This window comes from Sulfitobacter sp. (assembly GCF_036960155.1).
In the GTDB taxonomy this organism is placed as follows: domain Bacteria; phylum Pseudomonadota; class Alphaproteobacteria; order Rhodobacterales; family Rhodobacteraceae; genus Sulfitobacter.
Map to the genome: position 1 here is coordinate 428,741 of NZ_JBALWB010000002.1, position 16,323 is coordinate 445,063.

The window sequence follows — 16,323 nt, forward strand, 5'->3', positions numbered from 1 at the left end:
GATGCTCCAGATATCCGTATGGAAACGCGTGGCCATTTGGCTGACATGCGCAGTTGGGTTGCTTTTGGCTATGCCCAACGGGTTCTATGGCCCTGTTGAAGGCCACAATGATGCCATCAAAGAGATCGAGCTGTCAGGCTCCACTGCCGAGCTAGAGGCGCAGCGCGCGCTTTGGCCTGATTTCCTGCCCAGTGGATTGGTTAATCTTGGTCTCGACCTGCGTGGCGGTGCGCATCTGCTTGCTGAAGTGCGGGTTCAAGACGTGTATGCGGCTCGCATAGAAGCGATGTGGCCTGAGGTGCGTGATGCCTTGCGCGGCATTACACCAGTGCGACGTCAAGACGCTGTAGAGGGTGAATTAAAAGTCCGCCTAAACGATAGCGAGAAAATGGCCGAAGCGATGCAGATCGTACGCGGCCTTGCCACCCCAGTTCAAACTCTAACTGGCGTAGGGGCCAATGACATCGATGTGTCTGGCGATAGTGGGATCATCACAGTTGTTCTGTCAGATGCTGAAAAAGTCGCAACAGATGAGCGGACAATGCAGCAATCGCTGGAAATCATTCGCCGTCGGATCGACGAGGTTGGTACACGTGAGCCGACAATCCAGCGCCAAGGCACAGATCGCATCTTGATCCAAGTTCCGGGCATTGGCTCTGCTGCTGAGCTCAAAGAAATCATTGGTACGACTGCACAGCTGACATTTAGTCCTGTTGTGCGCCGCACCTCAGATGGCGCTGCAAACCCCGGAATTGGGAATAAGGCCATACCATCCTTGGATGAGCCTGGTCTGTTTTACGTGATCGAAACCGCGCCTGTGGTCACCGGCGAAGAATTGGTGGACGCACAGCCCAGCTTTGATCAAAACGGCGCGCCTGCGGTCAGCTTCCGTTTTAACACGGCTGGTGCCCGCAAGTTTGGTGCCTACACCGCCGAGAACATTGGCTCGCCCTTTGCGATTGTTCTGGATGATGAGGTCGTGAGCGCCCCAACCATCCAAAGCCACATTCCGGGTGGTTCAGGCATCATCACGGGCAACTTCAACATCGAAGAATCTACCCGCCTTGCCGTGCTGTTGCGCGCAGGTGCTTTGCCGGCCAAGCTTGATTTCCTTGAAGAACGCACCGTTGGTCCAGAACTGGGACAAGACAGCATTGACGCAGGTAAGATCGCGACAATGGTGGCCTTTGCATTGGTTCTGTTCTTTATGTGGGCCAGCTACGGTCTGTTTGGTCTGTTTGCGAATATAGCGCTAATCATCAACGTGGCCCTGTTGTTTGGCCTCCTTAGCCTTATCGGTGCTACGCTTACCTTGCCGGGTATTGCGGGGATCGTTTTGACCGTGGGTATGGCGGTAGATGCCAATGTGCTGATTTTTGAGCGTATCCGCGAGGAACTGGAAACAGCCAAAGGGCCAGCCCGTGCAATCGCACTGGGTTATGAAAAGGCACTAAGCGCGATTTTGGATGCCAACATCACGACATTCATTACCGCAGTTATTCTGTTCGCAATGGGCTCTGGCCCTGTGCGCGGCTTTGCGATTACGCTGGGCCTTGGTATTCTCACGTCGGTCTTTACGGCGATCTTTGTAACACGTCTGATGGTGGTCATCTGGTATGAACGCCGCCGTCCCAAAACGATTGAGCTTTGATATGCGCCTGAGACTTGTCAAACGGAACACGAACTTTGATTTCTTTACCCGCTGGAAGCTATGGCTGGGCATCTCCGCATTGATGGTGATGATCGGCGCCGCGTCTTTCCTGTATCAAGGATTGAATTTTGGCATCGATTTTCGCGGCGGAACAACAATCCGTACAGAAAGCCCGTTACCAGTGGTAGTGTCGGAATACCGCGATGCAATTGCTGTGCTTGAGCTGGGTGATGTCACCATCACCGAAGTATTTGATCCGCAGTTTCGCGATGACCAAAACGTCGCAATGATCCGTATTCAGGCGCAAGATGATCAAGAATCGGTCACCACGGAAGTGATCGAAGCAGTTGAAGGCGCGATGAAAGCCGTGCGTCCTGACATCAAGTTCATTTCAGTTGAATCTGTTGGCCCCAAGGTTTCAGGCGAGCTGATCAATACAGCAATCATTGCGGTTGTTTTGGCGATTGGTGCCGTTCTCATCTACATCTGGTTGCGGTTTGAGTGGCAGTTTGCAGCGGGTGCCGTACTAGCATTGATCCACGATGTGGTGCTGACGATCGGCGTCTTTTCAGAACTGCAAATCCGGTTCGATCTTGCGATCATTGCAGCACTGCTGACCATTGTTGGCTACTCGCTGAATGATACGGTGGTGGTGTTTGACCGTGTGCGTGAGAACCTGCGCAAATATAAGAACCGCCCGCTGAAAGAACTGCTCAACATGTCCATCAACGAGACGTTGAGCCGGACATTTATGACATCCGTGACAACGCTGCTTGCGCTGATTGCCCTGTTTGTTCTGGGTGGCGATGTGATCCGCGGGTTTGTCTTTGCGATGATCTGGGGCGTGATCGTGGGAACGTATTCTTCCATCTTCGTCGCTACCGCGGCACTGCTTTACTTTGGTGTTAAACGCGACTGGTCCAAACAGGACCTGAACGCAGGCAACCAATACGCCAATATTGATGCCTGATATTCTGACCACAGCCCTCGCTACTGATGGGCTGATCTGGTTGGTTATAGCGGTTTTTATTGCCGGACTAGTTCGTGGTTTTGCGGGCTTTGGTTCGGCGATGATTATCATGCCTGTCGCAAGCTCGGTTCTTACGCCTGTTGAGGCAGTTGTGTTTGTGATTACAGCCGAGTTGATTGGCCCTTTGCCAAATGCGTTAGCTGCATGGCGGGAGGGCACGCCGCGCGAAGTGGGCCGTTTGGCCTTTGGTGCGGTATTGGCGTTGCCTTTCGGAGTATGGGCTCTCAGCTCAATGGACGCGACACTGTTTGGTTGGGCCGTTTCAATTGCGGTTATCATTTTGTTGATCCTTACGGTGTCTGGTTGGCGCCTAAAGGGTGAACTAACCAAGCCCCTGACAGTGACAGCTGGTGCTATCGGCGGCTTTATGACCGGTTTTGCAGGTATCCCCGGTCCCCCAGTGATCATGCTGTATATGGCCAGTAGATTGCCTGTGTCGGTGATCCGCGCGAATTTTCTGTTGTACCTTGTGGTACTTGATTTGATGCTATTCCCGTTGCTTTGGGCGCTTGGATTGATGAATTGGCCCATCGCGTTTCTGGGATTGTTGGTCGGTATTCCCAATCTGGTTGCAAATATGCTGGGTGCGCGTCTTTTTGACCCATCCGCTGAGCGTGTTTTTCGCATAGTGGCCTATCTCGTGATTGCTGCATCGGCTATTATCGGCCTGCCGCTTTGGAAAGGATAACCCATGCGACTGAACGAGATTGTCTTTAACGATGCAAAACCGGTTGAAGGCTATGGCCCCGGTTTTTTCCGTATTGGTGGTCAGGTTGTGCAGGGACCTGTCATTACGGCCGCATCGGGTACACGCACATGGAGTGGGTTCGATGACATTGCCGCACTTGAGGCGCTGATACCCGAAGCCGATGTGATCTTTATCGGGACGGGGGCGGATGTCGCACATTTGCCTACGGGCCTGCGCGATCAACTCGAAGCGGCGGGCGTCGGCGTTGAGGCGATGGCATCCCCCGCAGCTGCGCGCACTTACAACGTATTGCTGAGTGAGGGCCGCCGTGTCGCCCTTGCCATGCTCCCGATCTAGTCCATGACCTTGCGCCTCTCAAATGTTGCCGTGGCGCGTGGTGGCGTGCCTGTCCTGAGTGACGTGTCATTTGAGTTGGCGACTGGGGAGGCTTTGGTCCTGCGCGGGCCAAACGGTTCGGGCAAAACAACATTACTGCGCGCCATCGCCGGCTTGCAGCCGGTACTTTCGGGCACAATCCATGGTGCCACCGATGCGGTTGCCTACGGGGGCCATGCCGACGGATTGAAGGCGATGCTAAGCGTGTCTGAGAACCTCACGTTCTGGGCTGCTGTGTATGGCACACGTGACATCACTCCTGCGCTAGAGGCCTATGCATTGGCCCCGCTTGCCGACCGTCTGACAGGTACGTTGTCTGCTGGCCAAAAACGGCGCGCAGGTTTGGCCCGTTTGATGGTCACGGGCCGTCCTATTTGGGTGTTGGATGAACCAACGGTTTCATTGGACGTAGACGCGGTTGCCTTGTTTGCCGATGCCGTACGTGGGCATTTGCGGGCAGGGGGCATGGCCCTGTTGGCCACCCATATCGAACTGGGGCTGGATGCAAAGGTTTTGGATGTCACGCCCCTGCGCGCGCGCGTTCAGGCGTTGCACGGTGCCAGCGACGAGGCGTTCTTGTGATTGCCCTGTTGATCCGCGACCTGCGGCTGGCGTTTCGCGCGGGCGGCGGGTTTGGCCTTGGGTTGGCATTTTTCCTGATACTTGTTGTGCTTGTCCCGTTCAGTGTTGGACCACAAAGCGCGCTGTTGTCCTCCATTGCGCCGGGCATCTTATGGCTGGGTGCGCTGCTGGCGTGTTTGCTGTCCCTTGATCGCCTTCTTGCGCTGGATTTTGAGGATGGCACGCTCGACGTTCTGGCAACGGCCCCTTTACCGCTTGAGGCCGCCTTGGCCGTCAAAGCTCTTGCGCATTGGATCACCACAGGTTTGCCGCTGGTGCTGGCCGCGCCTGTCCTAGGCGTGCTGCTGAACCTACCTGCGCAGGGCTTTTCATGGCTGGTTGTCTCGCTTCTGCTGGGTACGCCTGCGCTGTCGATGATCGGCACCTTTGGCGCAGCGCTGACTGTTGGTATCAAACGGGGTGGTCTGCTGATGTCACTTCTGGTTTTGCCGCTTTATGTGCCGACACTGATCTTCGGAGCTGAGGCCGCGCGGCGGGGTGCAATTGGCATGGCCGCTGAAACGCCGCTATTTCTACTCGCGGGGATCAGCCTTGGCTGTATCGCCCTTTTGCCCTTTGCTGCAGCCGCAGCCTTGCGGATGACAATCAGGTGAGTACACGCTTGCCCATTGAGCCTTTTCACACGGAGTATTAAGTACCTCACATGTCACTTTGGGAATATGCAAATCCGGTCAAGTTTTTGGCACTTAGCGCGCGTGTGCAGCCCTTTGCATGGGCCGCCGCAGCGATTGGTATCACTGTGGGCCTCTCATGGGGGTTCTTTGGAACGCCTGATGACTTTCGCCAAGGCGCTACCGTAAAAATCATCTATATCCACGTGCCTGCCGCGTGGATTGCGATCAACGCGTGGATCATGATGTTGCTTACGTCACTGGTCTGGTTGGTCCGGCGCCACCACGTGAGCGCGCTCGCCGCCAAGGCCGCAGCGCCTGTGGGGTTGGTGATGACAGTGATCGGCCTGATTACTGGCGCGATCTGGGGCCAGCCCATGTGGGGCACGTGGTGGGCATGGGATCCACGCCTGACCTCGTTCCTGATCCTGTTTCTGTTTTATCTCGGCTACATTGCCCTTTGGGAGGCCGTTGAGGACCCTGACACCGCCGCTGATCTCACCTCGATCCTGTGCCTTGTTGGCTCGGTCTTTGCGCTGCTGTCCCGCTATGCGGTGCTGTTCTGGAGCCAAGGCCTGCATCAGGGCGCGTCTCTGAGTTTGGACAAAGAAGAGAACATCTCGGATGTGTTTTGGCTGCCGCTAGTGGTTTCGCTGGGGGGCTTTACACTGCTGTTCTTGGCGCTGGTCCTGTACCGCACAGGAACAGAGATATCGTTGCGCCGCGCCCGCGCTTTGAGCATTCGACTGGATAGGAACGTATGATGCCCGATCTTGGAAAATACAGCACCGAAGTACTGGGCGCTTATGGCGTGTCATTGCTGCTGATCGCAGGTTTGCTGCTGCTGACAGTGCGCCGCGGCAAAGCGGCCCGCGCTGCCCTACGCCAAGTTGAACAGGAGACCGCGCGTAATGCCAAAGATTAACCCCCTGATGGTTGCCCCGCCGCTGATTTTCGCAGCCTTTGTCGCACTGGCAGCAGTGGGCATGTTCCGCGAAGACCCCGAAGGGCTGCCCTCAACTTTGGTAGGGAAGGTTGCACCGCCTATTCCTGAAAAAGCGCTAAATGATTTCCCAATAGCGACGCAGGACATGCTCGCCTCTGGTGAGGTGACGCTGGTGAACTTCTGGGCCAGCTGGTGTCCACCATGCCGCGCAGAGCACCCCATGCTGCTGAAAATGCGGGCAGATGGCATCAACATTGTCGGGATTAATTTCAAAGACACCGAACGTGCAGCCACCAAATACCTAATTGATGATGACAATCCGTTTGCAGGTATCGCCTTTGATCCACAGGGCCGTACGGCAATCGACTGGGGCGTCACAGCCCCACCAGAAACGTTCATTTTGGACGGCGACGGCACCGTTCTATTCCGCTTTGCCGGACCCCTGATCGGCAGCGACTACGAGCAACGCTTTTTACCCGCGCTGAGGGCTGCACAAGGCAACTAGGGATTTAGCATCACTGGTATGTTTTAGTTCTTGTGATGACTGATCTGTTTAATTGGCGCAAAAGCGTATCCCAACTGACAACTATTGGCAGTTGGACTGAGTTAGGTCGATCTTGTTAATCAAACCAAGGACATGAGATATGACCAAACATACAATTGAAACAGTCACCTTCAAATTGAACAAAGACATGAACCGCGAAGCTTTTGCTGAATCAGCAAAAGCCATAACAGACTTTGCCCAGAAGCAAGGAGGCTTTGTGTCACGGCGTCTGTCATGTAGTGACGACGGCCTCTGGATCGAGCATGTGGAGTGGGAAACGCTTGAAGCAGCCCAAGCGGCATCCGCCCAAATCGGGAATGAGCCGACACTTGAGGCCTGTATGAAAGCCATCGACAGCACAACTGTAGTCTTGCACCATTCAACACTTGAAATCACCGTGAATTAGGGAAGAAAATGCGCCGGAGCGACCGTCTTTCAGAGATCATTGAGATTGTTCAAGACGGTCGCTTACATTTGGCCCGTGACATTGCCGAGCGTTTAGAGGTTTCGGTTCGTACGATCTACCGCGACTTTGACACTTTGGTGGCGTCTGGCATACCAATTGATGGTGAACGGGGCGTTGGGTATATGCTGCGGGAACCTGTGTTTTTGCCCCCTATGAACCTTTCTTTATTAGAGCTCGAAGCGCTTCATCTGGGGATGGCTATTGTCGCACAAGCCGCTGATGAGGAACTACAAACAGCATCGGCCTCGCTGACTAAAAAAATAGAAAAAGTGGCTACGGCAAACGGAGCAGCGCCTAAGAATTGGGGGTTTGGTGTTTATCCTTTTGCGCAGGCAAAATTGGGGTTCCAGCACATGCCCCGTATTAGGACGGCAATCCGCAACAGAGAAAAACTGCTGCTGGACTATCGTTCTCTTGAAAACCGGATATCGTCACGCATTGTCTGGCCTCTCCAAATCGAATTTTGGGGACGGGTATGGACGATGACATGTTGGTGCGAAACACGGGGTGACTTCAGATCGTTCAGGATTGATCACATAGTAATTTGCAAGCGAACAGGTGACTATTTTGAGGATCAACAAGGACGGCGTTTGGACGATTACCTCGCAAAAGTGGACGCCGAAATGGAACAGGGAATTGAACGAAATTGAGGGTGGGAGGTTTGCCTGCTGCGTTGCTGAATTAGAAATGCCCTAACCACAATCAAGCAGCGAGGGCATTTCCGTATTTTCCGAACGGAGATTTTACTCCGCTGCAACACTCTTGTTAGCGAGGTCACGCAACACGTAGTGCAGAACGCCGCCGTGTTCGATGTATTCGATCTCGATTGCGGTATCGATCCGGCACTTGAGCATAATTTTTTTCACAGAACCGTCGGCCATGGTGATGGCGCAAGGCACTTCCTGGAGCGGCTTGATTGTATCAAGACCGGAAATGCTGACGGTCTCTTCACCTGTCAGGCCCAGTGATTTACGGCCGTCCCCGTTGGTGAACTCAAACGGGATCACGCCCATGCCAACAAGGTTGGAACGGTGAATGCGCTCAAAGCTTTCGGCGATCACGGCCTTCACACCCAGCAGGGCAGTGCCCTTTGCGGCCCAATCCCGGCTGGACCCTGCGCCGTATTGCACACCGCCAAAGATAACAAGCGGAGTGCCAGTTTCCTGATAGGTCATTGCGGCATCAAAGATGGATGTCTGTTCGCCGTCAGCCCCCTTGGTGTAGCCGCCTTCAACGCCATCCAGCATTTCGTTCTTGATGCGGATGTTGGCGAATGTGCCGCGCATCATGACTTCGTGGTTGCCACGGCGTGAGCCGTAAGAGTTGAATTCACGCAGCGGAACTTGGTGCTCTAGCAGGTACTGACCCGCTGGTGTCGTATCCTTGAACGAACCGGCGGGGCTGATGTGATCGGTTGTGATCATGTCGCCCAAGACGGCCAGAACCTTTGCGCCCTCAATGTTGGTTATAACACCGGGGTCTTTGCTCATCCCTTGGAAGTAAGGCGGGTTTTGAACATAGGTAGAGGCGGGCGGCCAGTCATATGTTTTGGCATCTGTGGTTTGCACACCTTGCCATTTTTCGTCCCCTTTAAAGACATCCGCATATTTGCTGATGAACGCTTCGCGTGTGACTGTTTGTTCAACCAATTCAGCGACTTCTTGGGTGGTTGGCCAGATGTCACGCAGATAGACGTCTTTGCCATCCGGCGTTTGCGCAATTGGATCGGTGGCCAGATTGATATCCATCGTGCCAGCCAACGCATAAGCGACAACAAGGGGCGGGGACGCCAGATAGTTTGCGCGCACATCAGGGCTGATACGGCCTTCAAAGTTGCGATTCCCCGACAGCACGGATGTGGCTACCAGATCGCCTTCATTGACGGCTTTGCTGATTTCGGGCTGAAGCGGGCCAGAGTTACCGATGCAGGTGGTGCAGCCATAGCCAACAAGGTTGAAACCGATCTTATCCAAATCTTCCTGCAGTTCAGCAGCTTCAAGGTACGCGCTCACGACTTGTGAACCCGGTGCAAGGGATGTCTTGACCCATGGCTTGCGGTTCAGGCCTAAAGCAGCCGCTTTGCGCGCCACCAAACCCGCGCCAATCATGACGTAGGGGTTGGAGGTGTTGGTGCAGGACGTGATTGAGGCGATCACAACCTTGCCCGACTCCATAGTGTAATCTTCGCCGTCCACGGGTACTTCTTTACCCATTGGACGTTTGAAGGTGTTCTCCATTTCATGAGCGAATGCGGATTTCGCGTCTGTTAATGCCACGTAATCCTGCGGGCGCTTGGGGCCGGAGATGGCGGGTACAATTGTACCCATGTCCAGTGACAGCGTGTCGGTGTATATCGGCAAATAGTCCGCATCACGCCAAAGGCCGTTCTCTTTGGCGTATGCTTCGACAAGTGCGATGCGTGCCTCGTCTCGGCCAGTGGTGCGCATGTAACGTAGTGTTTCGCCGTCAATCGGGAAGAAGCCACATGTTGCGCCGTATTCCGGTGCCATGTTTGCGATGGTCGCACGGTCCGCCAGTGGCAGGCTATCAAGGCCAGCACCAAAGAATTCAACGAACTTGCCAACAACGCCTTTGGCGCGCAGCAATTCAACAACCTTCAGAACCAGATCGGTCCCTGTGGTGCCTTCCATCATGGCGCCAGTCAGCTCAAACCCGACAACTTCGGGGATCAACATCGAGATCGGTTGACCCAGCATCGCGGCTTCGGCCTCGATCCCGCCAACGCCCCAGCCCAAAACGGCCATGCCGTTGACCATGGTTGTGTGGCTGTCTGTCCCGACCAATGTGTCAGGATAGGCAACTTCGACGCCATTCTGATCTTTGTCGGTCCAAACGGTCTGCGCAAGATATTCCAAGTTCACCTGATGGCAGATGCCTGTGCCGGGGGGGACGACGCGGAAGTTGTTAAAGGCGTTTTGGCCCCACTTGAGGAAGGTGTAGCGCTCCATGTTGCGTTCATATTCGCGGTCTACGTTCATCTGGAACGCGCGCGGATTGCCAAATTCGTCGATCATCACAGAGTGGTCGATCACCAGGTCAACGGGATTAAGCGGGTTGATCTGATCGGCGTCGCCACCAAGTGCCACCAATCCGTCGCGCATCGCCGCTAAATCAACAACCGCGGGAACCCCAGTGAAATCTTGCATTAAAACGCGGGCAGGACGGTATGCTATTTCACGCGGGTTTTGGCCTCCATTGGCGCCCCACTGCGCAAATGCTTTGATGTCGTCTACAGTGACGGTTTTGCCGTCTTCAAAACGGAGCATGTTTTCGAGAACCACTTTCAGCGCGGCAGGTAACTTGGAGAAGTCCCCGAGGCCAGCAGCCTGAGCGGCGGGAATCGAATAATAGGCGATGCTTTGATCGCCTGATGTAATGGTTTTGCGGGTTTTTGCAGTATCTTGACCGACGATGATTGTCATATGTGGCTCCGGCTATAGGAATGGCTACAGGTCTAAATCACAGATTGAATGACTGATTTTGGGGATATTTTCAACTAAAAATAACGTGATTGTATGCCAGTGTATACCGATCTAACTGTGATACCGTTCCGATGCACGTCCTCTCGGAGGTCTCTCGAAACCTTGATTGGTCATTTCAGGGTAGTGCCGTTAACTGTTGAAAGTACAGAAGATACGATTGGAATCACATGACACGAATTTCGAACATCCTGACAGCGGCCTTCTTGGGTCTAACAGCCAGCGTCGCCTTACCTGTCGCGGCTGAGCAACGAGCTGTTGTGGTCGAGCTTTATACCTCTCAGGGGTGTTCCAGCTGCCCACCAGCTGATGTGATTTTTAACGAACTTGCAGAACGTGATGATGTGATCGCTATCGCTTTACACGTTGATTACTGGGACTATATCGGCTGGAAAGACGAATTCGGGGATCCGGCCCATGCCGATCGCCAACGTGCTTATGCCAACACAGCTGGTCGCCGTTCGATTTACACTCCTGAAATGGTTGTAAACGGGCAGACAGACATTGTGGGTGCAAAACCTATGAAGCTGTTTAATGCAATTGCTGAACACAAAGAAACTCCTGTTGCTATGACACTGGATGTTGCTCGGGACGGAAAAATGCTGAACGTAAAAGGCACAGTGCCGCGCGGTAAGGTCGTGCCGATGGAAATCCACGTTCTAGAGGTAACACCCGTTCATATTAGCAAGATTTCACGCGGTGAAAATCGCGGTAAAACCATTAAATACTCAAACATCGCCCATAATTGGCGTATTGCTGGTACATGGGACGGGAAAAGCCCACTGGAGATGTCAGTGGACACCATCACAGATGACCCTGTTGTTGTTTTGGTGCAAGAAGCAGGGGCAGGGCCCATCATTGCTGCGGCGCGCGTTAACTAGGCTTGCGGTCGCCAACGACGGTGAACCCAGAACCACTGGCTGGGATCATGCCGCACGCGTTCAGCTAGGCTGTCGGTAATGGCCTGTGTCATTGTCATAGCGTCTGATGGCGCAATAGGCGCTTCGAGAACCGTTTCAAACGTCAACCCGTCTGCATTCCGGATGCCGTAAAAAGGAATGAGCGCTGCGTCATAACGTAGGGCAAGTTCTGCCGCAGAGAGTGCCGTATTTGCTGGTTTGCCCAGAAAATCAAAGGCAGGCGCCTGAAATACATGCTGGTCAAATAGTAAGACCAACTGCCCACCGGCCTTTAGATGTCGCACAAATCCTGCTGTGCCGCGCCGCCCCTGTGGGAAAACGGGGCCACCAAAGGCCTCCATCGTTTTAACGTAATGGGCGTTGAAATACGGGTTCTTCATATCGCGATAAAGGCCACCTATATTGAGCCCCCGAGCAACAAGTGCCGCGCGCGTGGCCTCGTAATTTCCGTAATGACCTGTCACGAGGACCACCGGTTTTCCCGCAGCGATGGCTATGTCCAGCGCGGCAACCCCGTCACCCGTGACAACGTTCGAAGCCATACGTTCGGGAAAATCCTTGGCCGAGTAATTCTCGATAAAGGTACGGCCCACGTTGTTGAGGCATTTGTTGGCGATTTCGGAGCGCTGGCTTTGCGGCATATCGGGCCAGATCATGGCAAGATTGTTGAGCGCGCGGCGCCGGTATCCTGCCAGCGGGCCGATCACCTTTTGCACTACTATGCCCATCATCCGAACCCTTGTTTCATAGGGCAGTAGCAATGCGGTCCGGATCAGGCCAACGATGGCCAGATTGCTTAGGAAATGGCCAGTTTGCCGAGGCAGATTGGACTTTTTTGAAACAAGAGGTGCGGACATAACGACCAAAAGCAAGGAACATGAGGTGACAGACATAGAGGCTGCTACCCTATCCAACAAGGGCAGGATTAACCGTCTTCGTCATCCTCTTCTTCGACAATCAATACCAGATCACCACGCCCCTCCATGTCACGGATGACTGCCACAAAGGCCGCCATTGCTTCATCGGCATCAGCAGGTTTGATTTTTCCTGCCTCTTCCATGTCTTCGCGCAGCTGATCGGCCATGCGGCTGGACATGTTTTCAAGGACAAAGTCGCGCGCATCAGCAAACCCAGCAGCTTCGGCTCCTGCCATTGCAATCAGCAGCGCATCTGCCTCTACCTCACGCAGAATGCGTGGGATATCGCGCGCTGTAACACGTGCAGGAATGTTGGCGAAGGTAAAGATGGCCTTGCGCACGGCAGTCGCCAAGACGAGATCGGTTTCTTCCAGACCTGATAGAACGTCGTCACGGGTAGGCGTTGAGGAAGAGTTGAGGATTGCACCCAACCGCTCAGCAGCGCCTGTCCCAAACGCGGGTATTTTCCTGGCATCCATTTGCGCAACAAGTGACAGGCCAATACGGTCAATGGCATCAGGTGTTACATCACTGGTTAGTGAAACAGCATAGGTTATGCGCCGCGCCTCTGGGCCGGATAAGCGCCCCAACAAACCAGCCGCAATCGGGATCTCCAGTTTGGATAAAAGCACAGCAGCTACTTCGGTGGATTCTTGTTTGATAATTTCTTCCAAGTCTTCGGCGGGCATTGCGCACAAGCGCTTCCATGGATCACCGGCTGCGCGCACACCTGCTTCCTTGCGCAGACGTGCTGCGGTCTCGCGACTAACGCTGCCCTCAAGCGCGTCAAGCGCGCCTGCGATTCCACCTGGAAAGGAAAGACCAATTGATTCTAGTGCTTCGGTGAATTCCTCGACTACGGCGGCCAGTGTCACACGGTCCACAACCCGCATCGAACCCATTTGCTGGGTCAAAAGCGATTGTAGCTCTGGCGGCAGTTCCTCTAGCGCGATTTCGGCCCCTTCATTGATCAAAAGGCGGACCACAATTGCGGCCTTGGCGCGTTTACTAAGGAGGGGCTGGGGCACGATGCGTGGCATCATTCCAGCGGGCGAGGTAGCGGGCAAAGTGGTCAAAACGTTCATCGGCACCAATCTTTGAAATAGGGATATTCAAGTTATGGCGCGCAAAAGTAAAAAAGGACTGAAACGATATGAGAATATCCGAAAAATGGAGCCACAAAATGTAGCGATCACCGAATGGCGGCTTTGGGCTGCCGTTCAACTCTAGACGGTTTTCAGGGCTGGGAGTAAACGAGACGGAGAAATCTCTCTCCCTCCGTCTCGTACTTAACAGTTGCCCATAACCCAATGAGCATCTCCTCATTGGAGACTTGCCTCAGGAACTCTTTGGATTTTCTGACGCGGCCATCGCTAAGATATTCGTCCGGTATTGTTCGCTTTGGTGTGAAATCAGAGAACCGTAAATACATGTAGGCAAACGCCATCAATTGCCGTTTTCCTACTGAAATCAAATAACCTTCTATTGCTATAGTAGCCGTTTGAACCTCATCAAAATTGCTTTTTCGTGCAGCCCGCTCAAGATCAACGAAAAGAGAAAACAACTTCTGATCGTTTAGGGTCATCAGGCCATCTTCAGTTTTTTCAACACCATGGGTGAGGAGTTTGTCTTTGACGAATTGATAAATTGAAACTTTGATCATATCCAAAGCATTAGCATCTTTACTGGGATATTTATACGCCGGACTTTGGTCGCTTTGGGCTCAAACCGGACATCGACTTTCTCGCGAGTTTCAGTAGACGACGCTAAAATTGCGGAGCGCCAAACGAAAAACGGCGCAGCCTTTGGGGCCACGCCGCAGATAGATGTCACAGCAGCAGTTACCAGTTAAAGGTACGGCCTGTTGAAATTGCGGTGCGCAGGGATGCTTCGGCCCATGTGCCTTTGCCGCCATGTGCGCGGATTTCGCGCAGCTGTTCCATCGCCCCAGAGATGTTACCCTCTTCAACCAGCCCTTGGCCCATGTAGGAGCGCGCCAACACGTTGCCCGGATTGCGGGCGAGCGCGCGCGCATAATAGGTCATGGCTGCTTCGGTGTTGCCCATCTTCCGGCTGGTAAAGCCCATGTAGGTCAGCGTGCGGTCATCATCTGCGGGCATTTGTGCCAGTAGTACCTGCGCATCCGTGTAGCGACCATCGTATGAGAGCGAGCGGACATGTTGATAGAGCGTATCAGTATCCAGCGTATGGCCATTGCTGCTGACGCAAGACTTGGTCTTTTTGTCATACACAAAGCCACTTTCGCATTTCGGCTTTTTCGGGGGAGCAGTTTCCTCACCAGCGGCAAACGCAGTTAAGGGTAGTGCAAAGGCAAGGGCGGCGGCAATAAGGACGCGCATGATCGATACTCCAACATTGTAAAATCTACGTGATGACCCACTATCTAACGACAGATCGTGTTCGGTAAAGACAATTTGCGTCCGATCCCCATCACTTTAAGTTTTAAACTATTATTGAACCTTTTCCCACCTTGGCTGTTCCGCAGCGATGGGCGTCTTAGGCGGGAACTCTCTTCAGACAACTTAGAAATAGCGAAATGCACAACGGCGCAATTTCAAAAGAAATCACGCCGTGTGTTGATCTGCTGGTTTTCGCGAGCCCAACTTTGTTTGGGTCGCGGGTGTTTGAGTTAGTCGCCAAACACGCGTTTGAAGATCGTATCAACATGTTTGGTGTGGTAGCCCATGTCGAATTTCTCTTCGATTTCTTCCTTGCTGAGCGCGGCGAGAACTTCGTCATCACCGAGCAGTTCGGTTTTGAAATCCATTCCGTGATCCCAAACTTTCATCGCGTTGCGCTGGACCATCTTATAGCTGTCTTCGCGGCTAACGCCTGCTTGGGTTAGGGCCAGTAATACGCGTTGCGACATCACAAGGCCGCTGAATTTGTTCATGTTGGCCAGCATGTTGTCAGGATATACCAACATTTTGTCGATCACACCTGTCAGGCGGTGCAATGCAAAATCAAGGGTGATGGTTGTATCTGGACCAATCGCACGCTCAACAGAAGAGTGCGAAATATCGCGCTCGTGCCACATGGTGACGTTTTCCATGGCTGGGATCACGGCCATACGGATGGTGCGTGCAAGACCCGTGAGGTTTTCAGTCAACACAGGGTTCTTTTTGTGCGGCATCGCAGAGGAGCCTTTTTGACCCGCTGAGAAGAACTCGGCGCCTTCCAACACTTCGGTACGTTGCATGTGGCGTACTTCGGTGGCGACGTTTTCAATCGAGCTGGCGATAACGCCAAGGCACGCAAAGAACGCAGCATGGCGATCGCGCGGGATCACTTGGGTGCTGATCGGTTCTGGTGTCAGGCCCAGCTTTGCACAGACATGCTCTTCGACGGCAGGATCGATGTTGGCGAATGTGCCAACTGCGCCGGAAATTGCGCCCGTTGCGATTTCTGCGCGGGCGGTTTTCAGGCGCGTCAGGTTGCGGTCCATTTCGGCGTAGAAACGCGCGAATGTCAGGCCCATTGTTGTTGGTTCAGCGTGGATGCCGTGGCTGCGGCCCACACGAACGGTGTCTTTGTGCTCAATGGCGCGACGCTTGAGCGCGGCCAGCAGCAAATCCATATCCGCGATCAGAATGTCTGCGGCGCGGGTCAGCTGAACGTTGAAGCAGGTGTCCAGAACGTCAGAGGATGTCATGCCTTGGTGCACAAAGCGGGCCTCGTCGCTGCCAACATGTTCGGCAAGGTGGGTCAGAAATGCAATAACGTCGTGTTTGGTGACGGCTTCGATTTCGTCAATGCGGGCCACGTCAAACTTGACGTCTTTGGCTTTCCAGACGGCATCTGCGTTTGCACGCGGGATAACACCGATATCGGCCATTGCGTCACAGGCGTGCGCCTCGATCTCATACCAAATGCGGAACTTGGTCTCGGGGGACCAGATTGAGACCATCTCGGGGCGGGAATAACGGGGGATCATTGGAACACCTTTTTGTGACTATGCGTGGGGCGTCTATACAAGGGACAGGGGCGCAAT

At 53.9% G+C, this 16,323-nt stretch carries 18 protein-coding genes; 12 read left to right on the plus strand and 6 right to left on the minus strand.

Annotated features, from left to right (window positions below; translation table 11 throughout):
- Position 1: 1 nt before the first annotated feature.
- The 11 genes from secD to V7775_RS08665 all read left to right on the plus strand — a co-directional run bounded on the left by secD (position 2) and on the right by V7775_RS08665 (position 7,624).
- Positions 2 to 1,651 carry a protein translocase subunit SecD gene (gene secD / locus V7775_RS08615; RefSeq protein ID WP_335751479.1) on the plus strand — a complete coding sequence of 550 codons (1,650 nt, stop codon included), beginning with the start codon at positions 2 to 4 and terminating at the stop codon, positions 1,649 to 1,651.
- A 1-nt stretch (position 1,652) separates the two neighbouring features.
- The gene (gene secF, locus V7775_RS08620; RefSeq protein WP_335751480.1) at positions 1,653 to 2,621 is read left to right on the plus strand and encodes a protein translocase subunit SecF; all 969 of its coding nucleotides are present in this window, start codon (positions 1,653 to 1,655) and stop codon (positions 2,619 to 2,621) included.
- Complete coding sequence (locus V7775_RS08625; protein WP_335751481.1) at positions 2,614 to 3,369, plus strand: sulfite exporter TauE/SafE family protein; 756 nt, start codon at positions 2,614 to 2,616, stop codon at positions 3,367 to 3,369. The genes secF and V7775_RS08625 overlap by 8 nt, the downstream gene beginning before the upstream one ends.
- A gap of 3 nt (positions 3,370 to 3,372) precedes the next feature.
- The gene (locus V7775_RS08630; RefSeq protein ID WP_335751482.1) at positions 3,373 to 3,726 is read left to right on the plus strand and encodes an Mth938-like domain-containing protein; all 354 of its coding nucleotides are present in this window, start codon (positions 3,373 to 3,375) and stop codon (positions 3,724 to 3,726) included.
- Positions 3,727 to 3,729: 3 nt separating this feature from the next.
- Positions 3,730 to 4,347, plus strand: coding sequence for a heme ABC exporter ATP-binding protein CcmA (gene ccmA, locus V7775_RS08635; protein WP_335751483.1), 618 nt, complete (start codon positions 3,730 to 3,732; stop codon positions 4,345 to 4,347).
- Positions 4,344 to 5,000: a heme exporter protein CcmB gene (gene ccmB, locus V7775_RS08640; protein ID WP_335751484.1), complete on the plus strand. Its 657-nt coding sequence runs from the start codon at positions 4,344 to 4,346 to the stop codon at positions 4,998 to 5,000. Before ccmA ends, ccmB begins: the two co-directional genes overlap by 4 nt.
- Positions 5,001 to 5,050: 50 nt before the next feature.
- Positions 5,051 to 5,782, plus strand: a complete 732-nt coding sequence (locus V7775_RS08645; protein WP_335751485.1) for a heme ABC transporter permease — start codon at positions 5,051 to 5,053, stop codon at positions 5,780 to 5,782.
- Positions 5,782 to 5,943: a heme exporter protein CcmD gene (gene ccmD, locus V7775_RS08650; protein ID WP_335751486.1), complete on the plus strand. Its 162-nt coding sequence runs from the start codon at positions 5,782 to 5,784 to the stop codon at positions 5,941 to 5,943. The genes V7775_RS08645 and ccmD overlap by 1 nt, the downstream gene beginning before the upstream one ends.
- Positions 5,930 to 6,469: a DsbE family thiol:disulfide interchange protein gene (locus V7775_RS08655; protein WP_335751487.1), complete on the plus strand. Its 540-nt coding sequence runs from the start codon at positions 5,930 to 5,932 to the stop codon at positions 6,467 to 6,469. The genes ccmD and V7775_RS08655 overlap by 14 nt, the downstream gene beginning before the upstream one ends.
- A 139-nt stretch (positions 6,470 to 6,608) precedes the next feature.
- Entirely contained in the window at positions 6,609 to 6,914 is a 306-nt protein-coding gene (locus V7775_RS08660; RefSeq protein WP_335751488.1) for an antibiotic biosynthesis monooxygenase family protein, read from the plus strand.
- 8 nt (positions 6,915 to 6,922) lie between these two features.
- Positions 6,923 to 7,624: a helix-turn-helix transcriptional regulator gene (locus V7775_RS08665; protein ID WP_335751489.1), complete on the plus strand. Its 702-nt coding sequence runs from the start codon at positions 6,923 to 6,925 to the stop codon at positions 7,622 to 7,624.
- 93 nt (positions 7,625 to 7,717) lie between these two features.
- On the opposite strand, the gene acnA is transcribed toward V7775_RS08665, so the two are convergent.
- Positions 7,718 to 10,417 (minus strand): aconitate hydratase AcnA, encoded by a 2,700-nt coding sequence (gene acnA / locus V7775_RS08670; RefSeq protein WP_335751490.1) that lies wholly within the window; start codon positions 10,415 to 10,417, stop codon positions 7,718 to 7,720.
- Between the two features lie 227 nt (positions 10,418 to 10,644).
- Here acnA and V7775_RS08675 point away from each other — a divergent pair, with 227 nt between their 5' ends.
- Complete coding sequence (locus tag V7775_RS08675; RefSeq protein ID WP_335751491.1) at positions 10,645 to 11,355, plus strand: DUF1223 domain-containing protein; 711 nt, start codon at positions 10,645 to 10,647, stop codon at positions 11,353 to 11,355.
- Here V7775_RS08675 and V7775_RS08680 read toward each other — a convergent pair.
- The 5 genes from V7775_RS08680 to purB form a co-directional block, all read right to left on the minus strand.
- On the minus strand, positions 11,352 to 12,251 hold the full coding sequence (locus tag V7775_RS08680; RefSeq protein WP_335751758.1) for a lysophospholipid acyltransferase family protein: 900 nt from the start codon (positions 12,249 to 12,251) through the stop codon (positions 11,352 to 11,354). The two genes, V7775_RS08675 and V7775_RS08680, sit on opposite strands and share 4 nt — an antisense overlap.
- A 68-nt stretch (positions 12,252 to 12,319) precedes the next feature.
- The gene (locus V7775_RS08685) at positions 12,320 to 13,396 is read right to left on the minus strand and encodes a flagellar motor switch protein FliG (protein WP_335751492.1); all 1,077 of its coding nucleotides are present in this window, start codon (positions 13,394 to 13,396) and stop codon (positions 12,320 to 12,322) included.
- Positions 13,397 to 13,548: 152 nt separating this feature from the next.
- Positions 13,549 to 13,974 carry a hypothetical protein gene (locus V7775_RS08690; protein WP_335751493.1) on the minus strand — a complete coding sequence of 142 codons (426 nt, stop codon included), beginning with the start codon at positions 13,972 to 13,974 and terminating at the stop codon, positions 13,549 to 13,551.
- A 178-nt stretch (positions 13,975 to 14,152) separates the two neighbouring features.
- Positions 14,153 to 14,671: a tetratricopeptide repeat protein gene (locus V7775_RS08695; RefSeq protein WP_335751494.1), complete on the minus strand. Its 519-nt coding sequence runs from the start codon at positions 14,669 to 14,671 to the stop codon at positions 14,153 to 14,155.
- A 290-nt stretch (positions 14,672 to 14,961) separates the two neighbouring features.
- Positions 14,962 to 16,266, minus strand: a complete 1,305-nt coding sequence (purB, locus tag V7775_RS08700) for an adenylosuccinate lyase (RefSeq protein WP_335751495.1) — start codon at positions 16,264 to 16,266, stop codon at positions 14,962 to 14,964.
- Positions 16,267 to 16,323 lie beyond the last annotated feature (57 nt).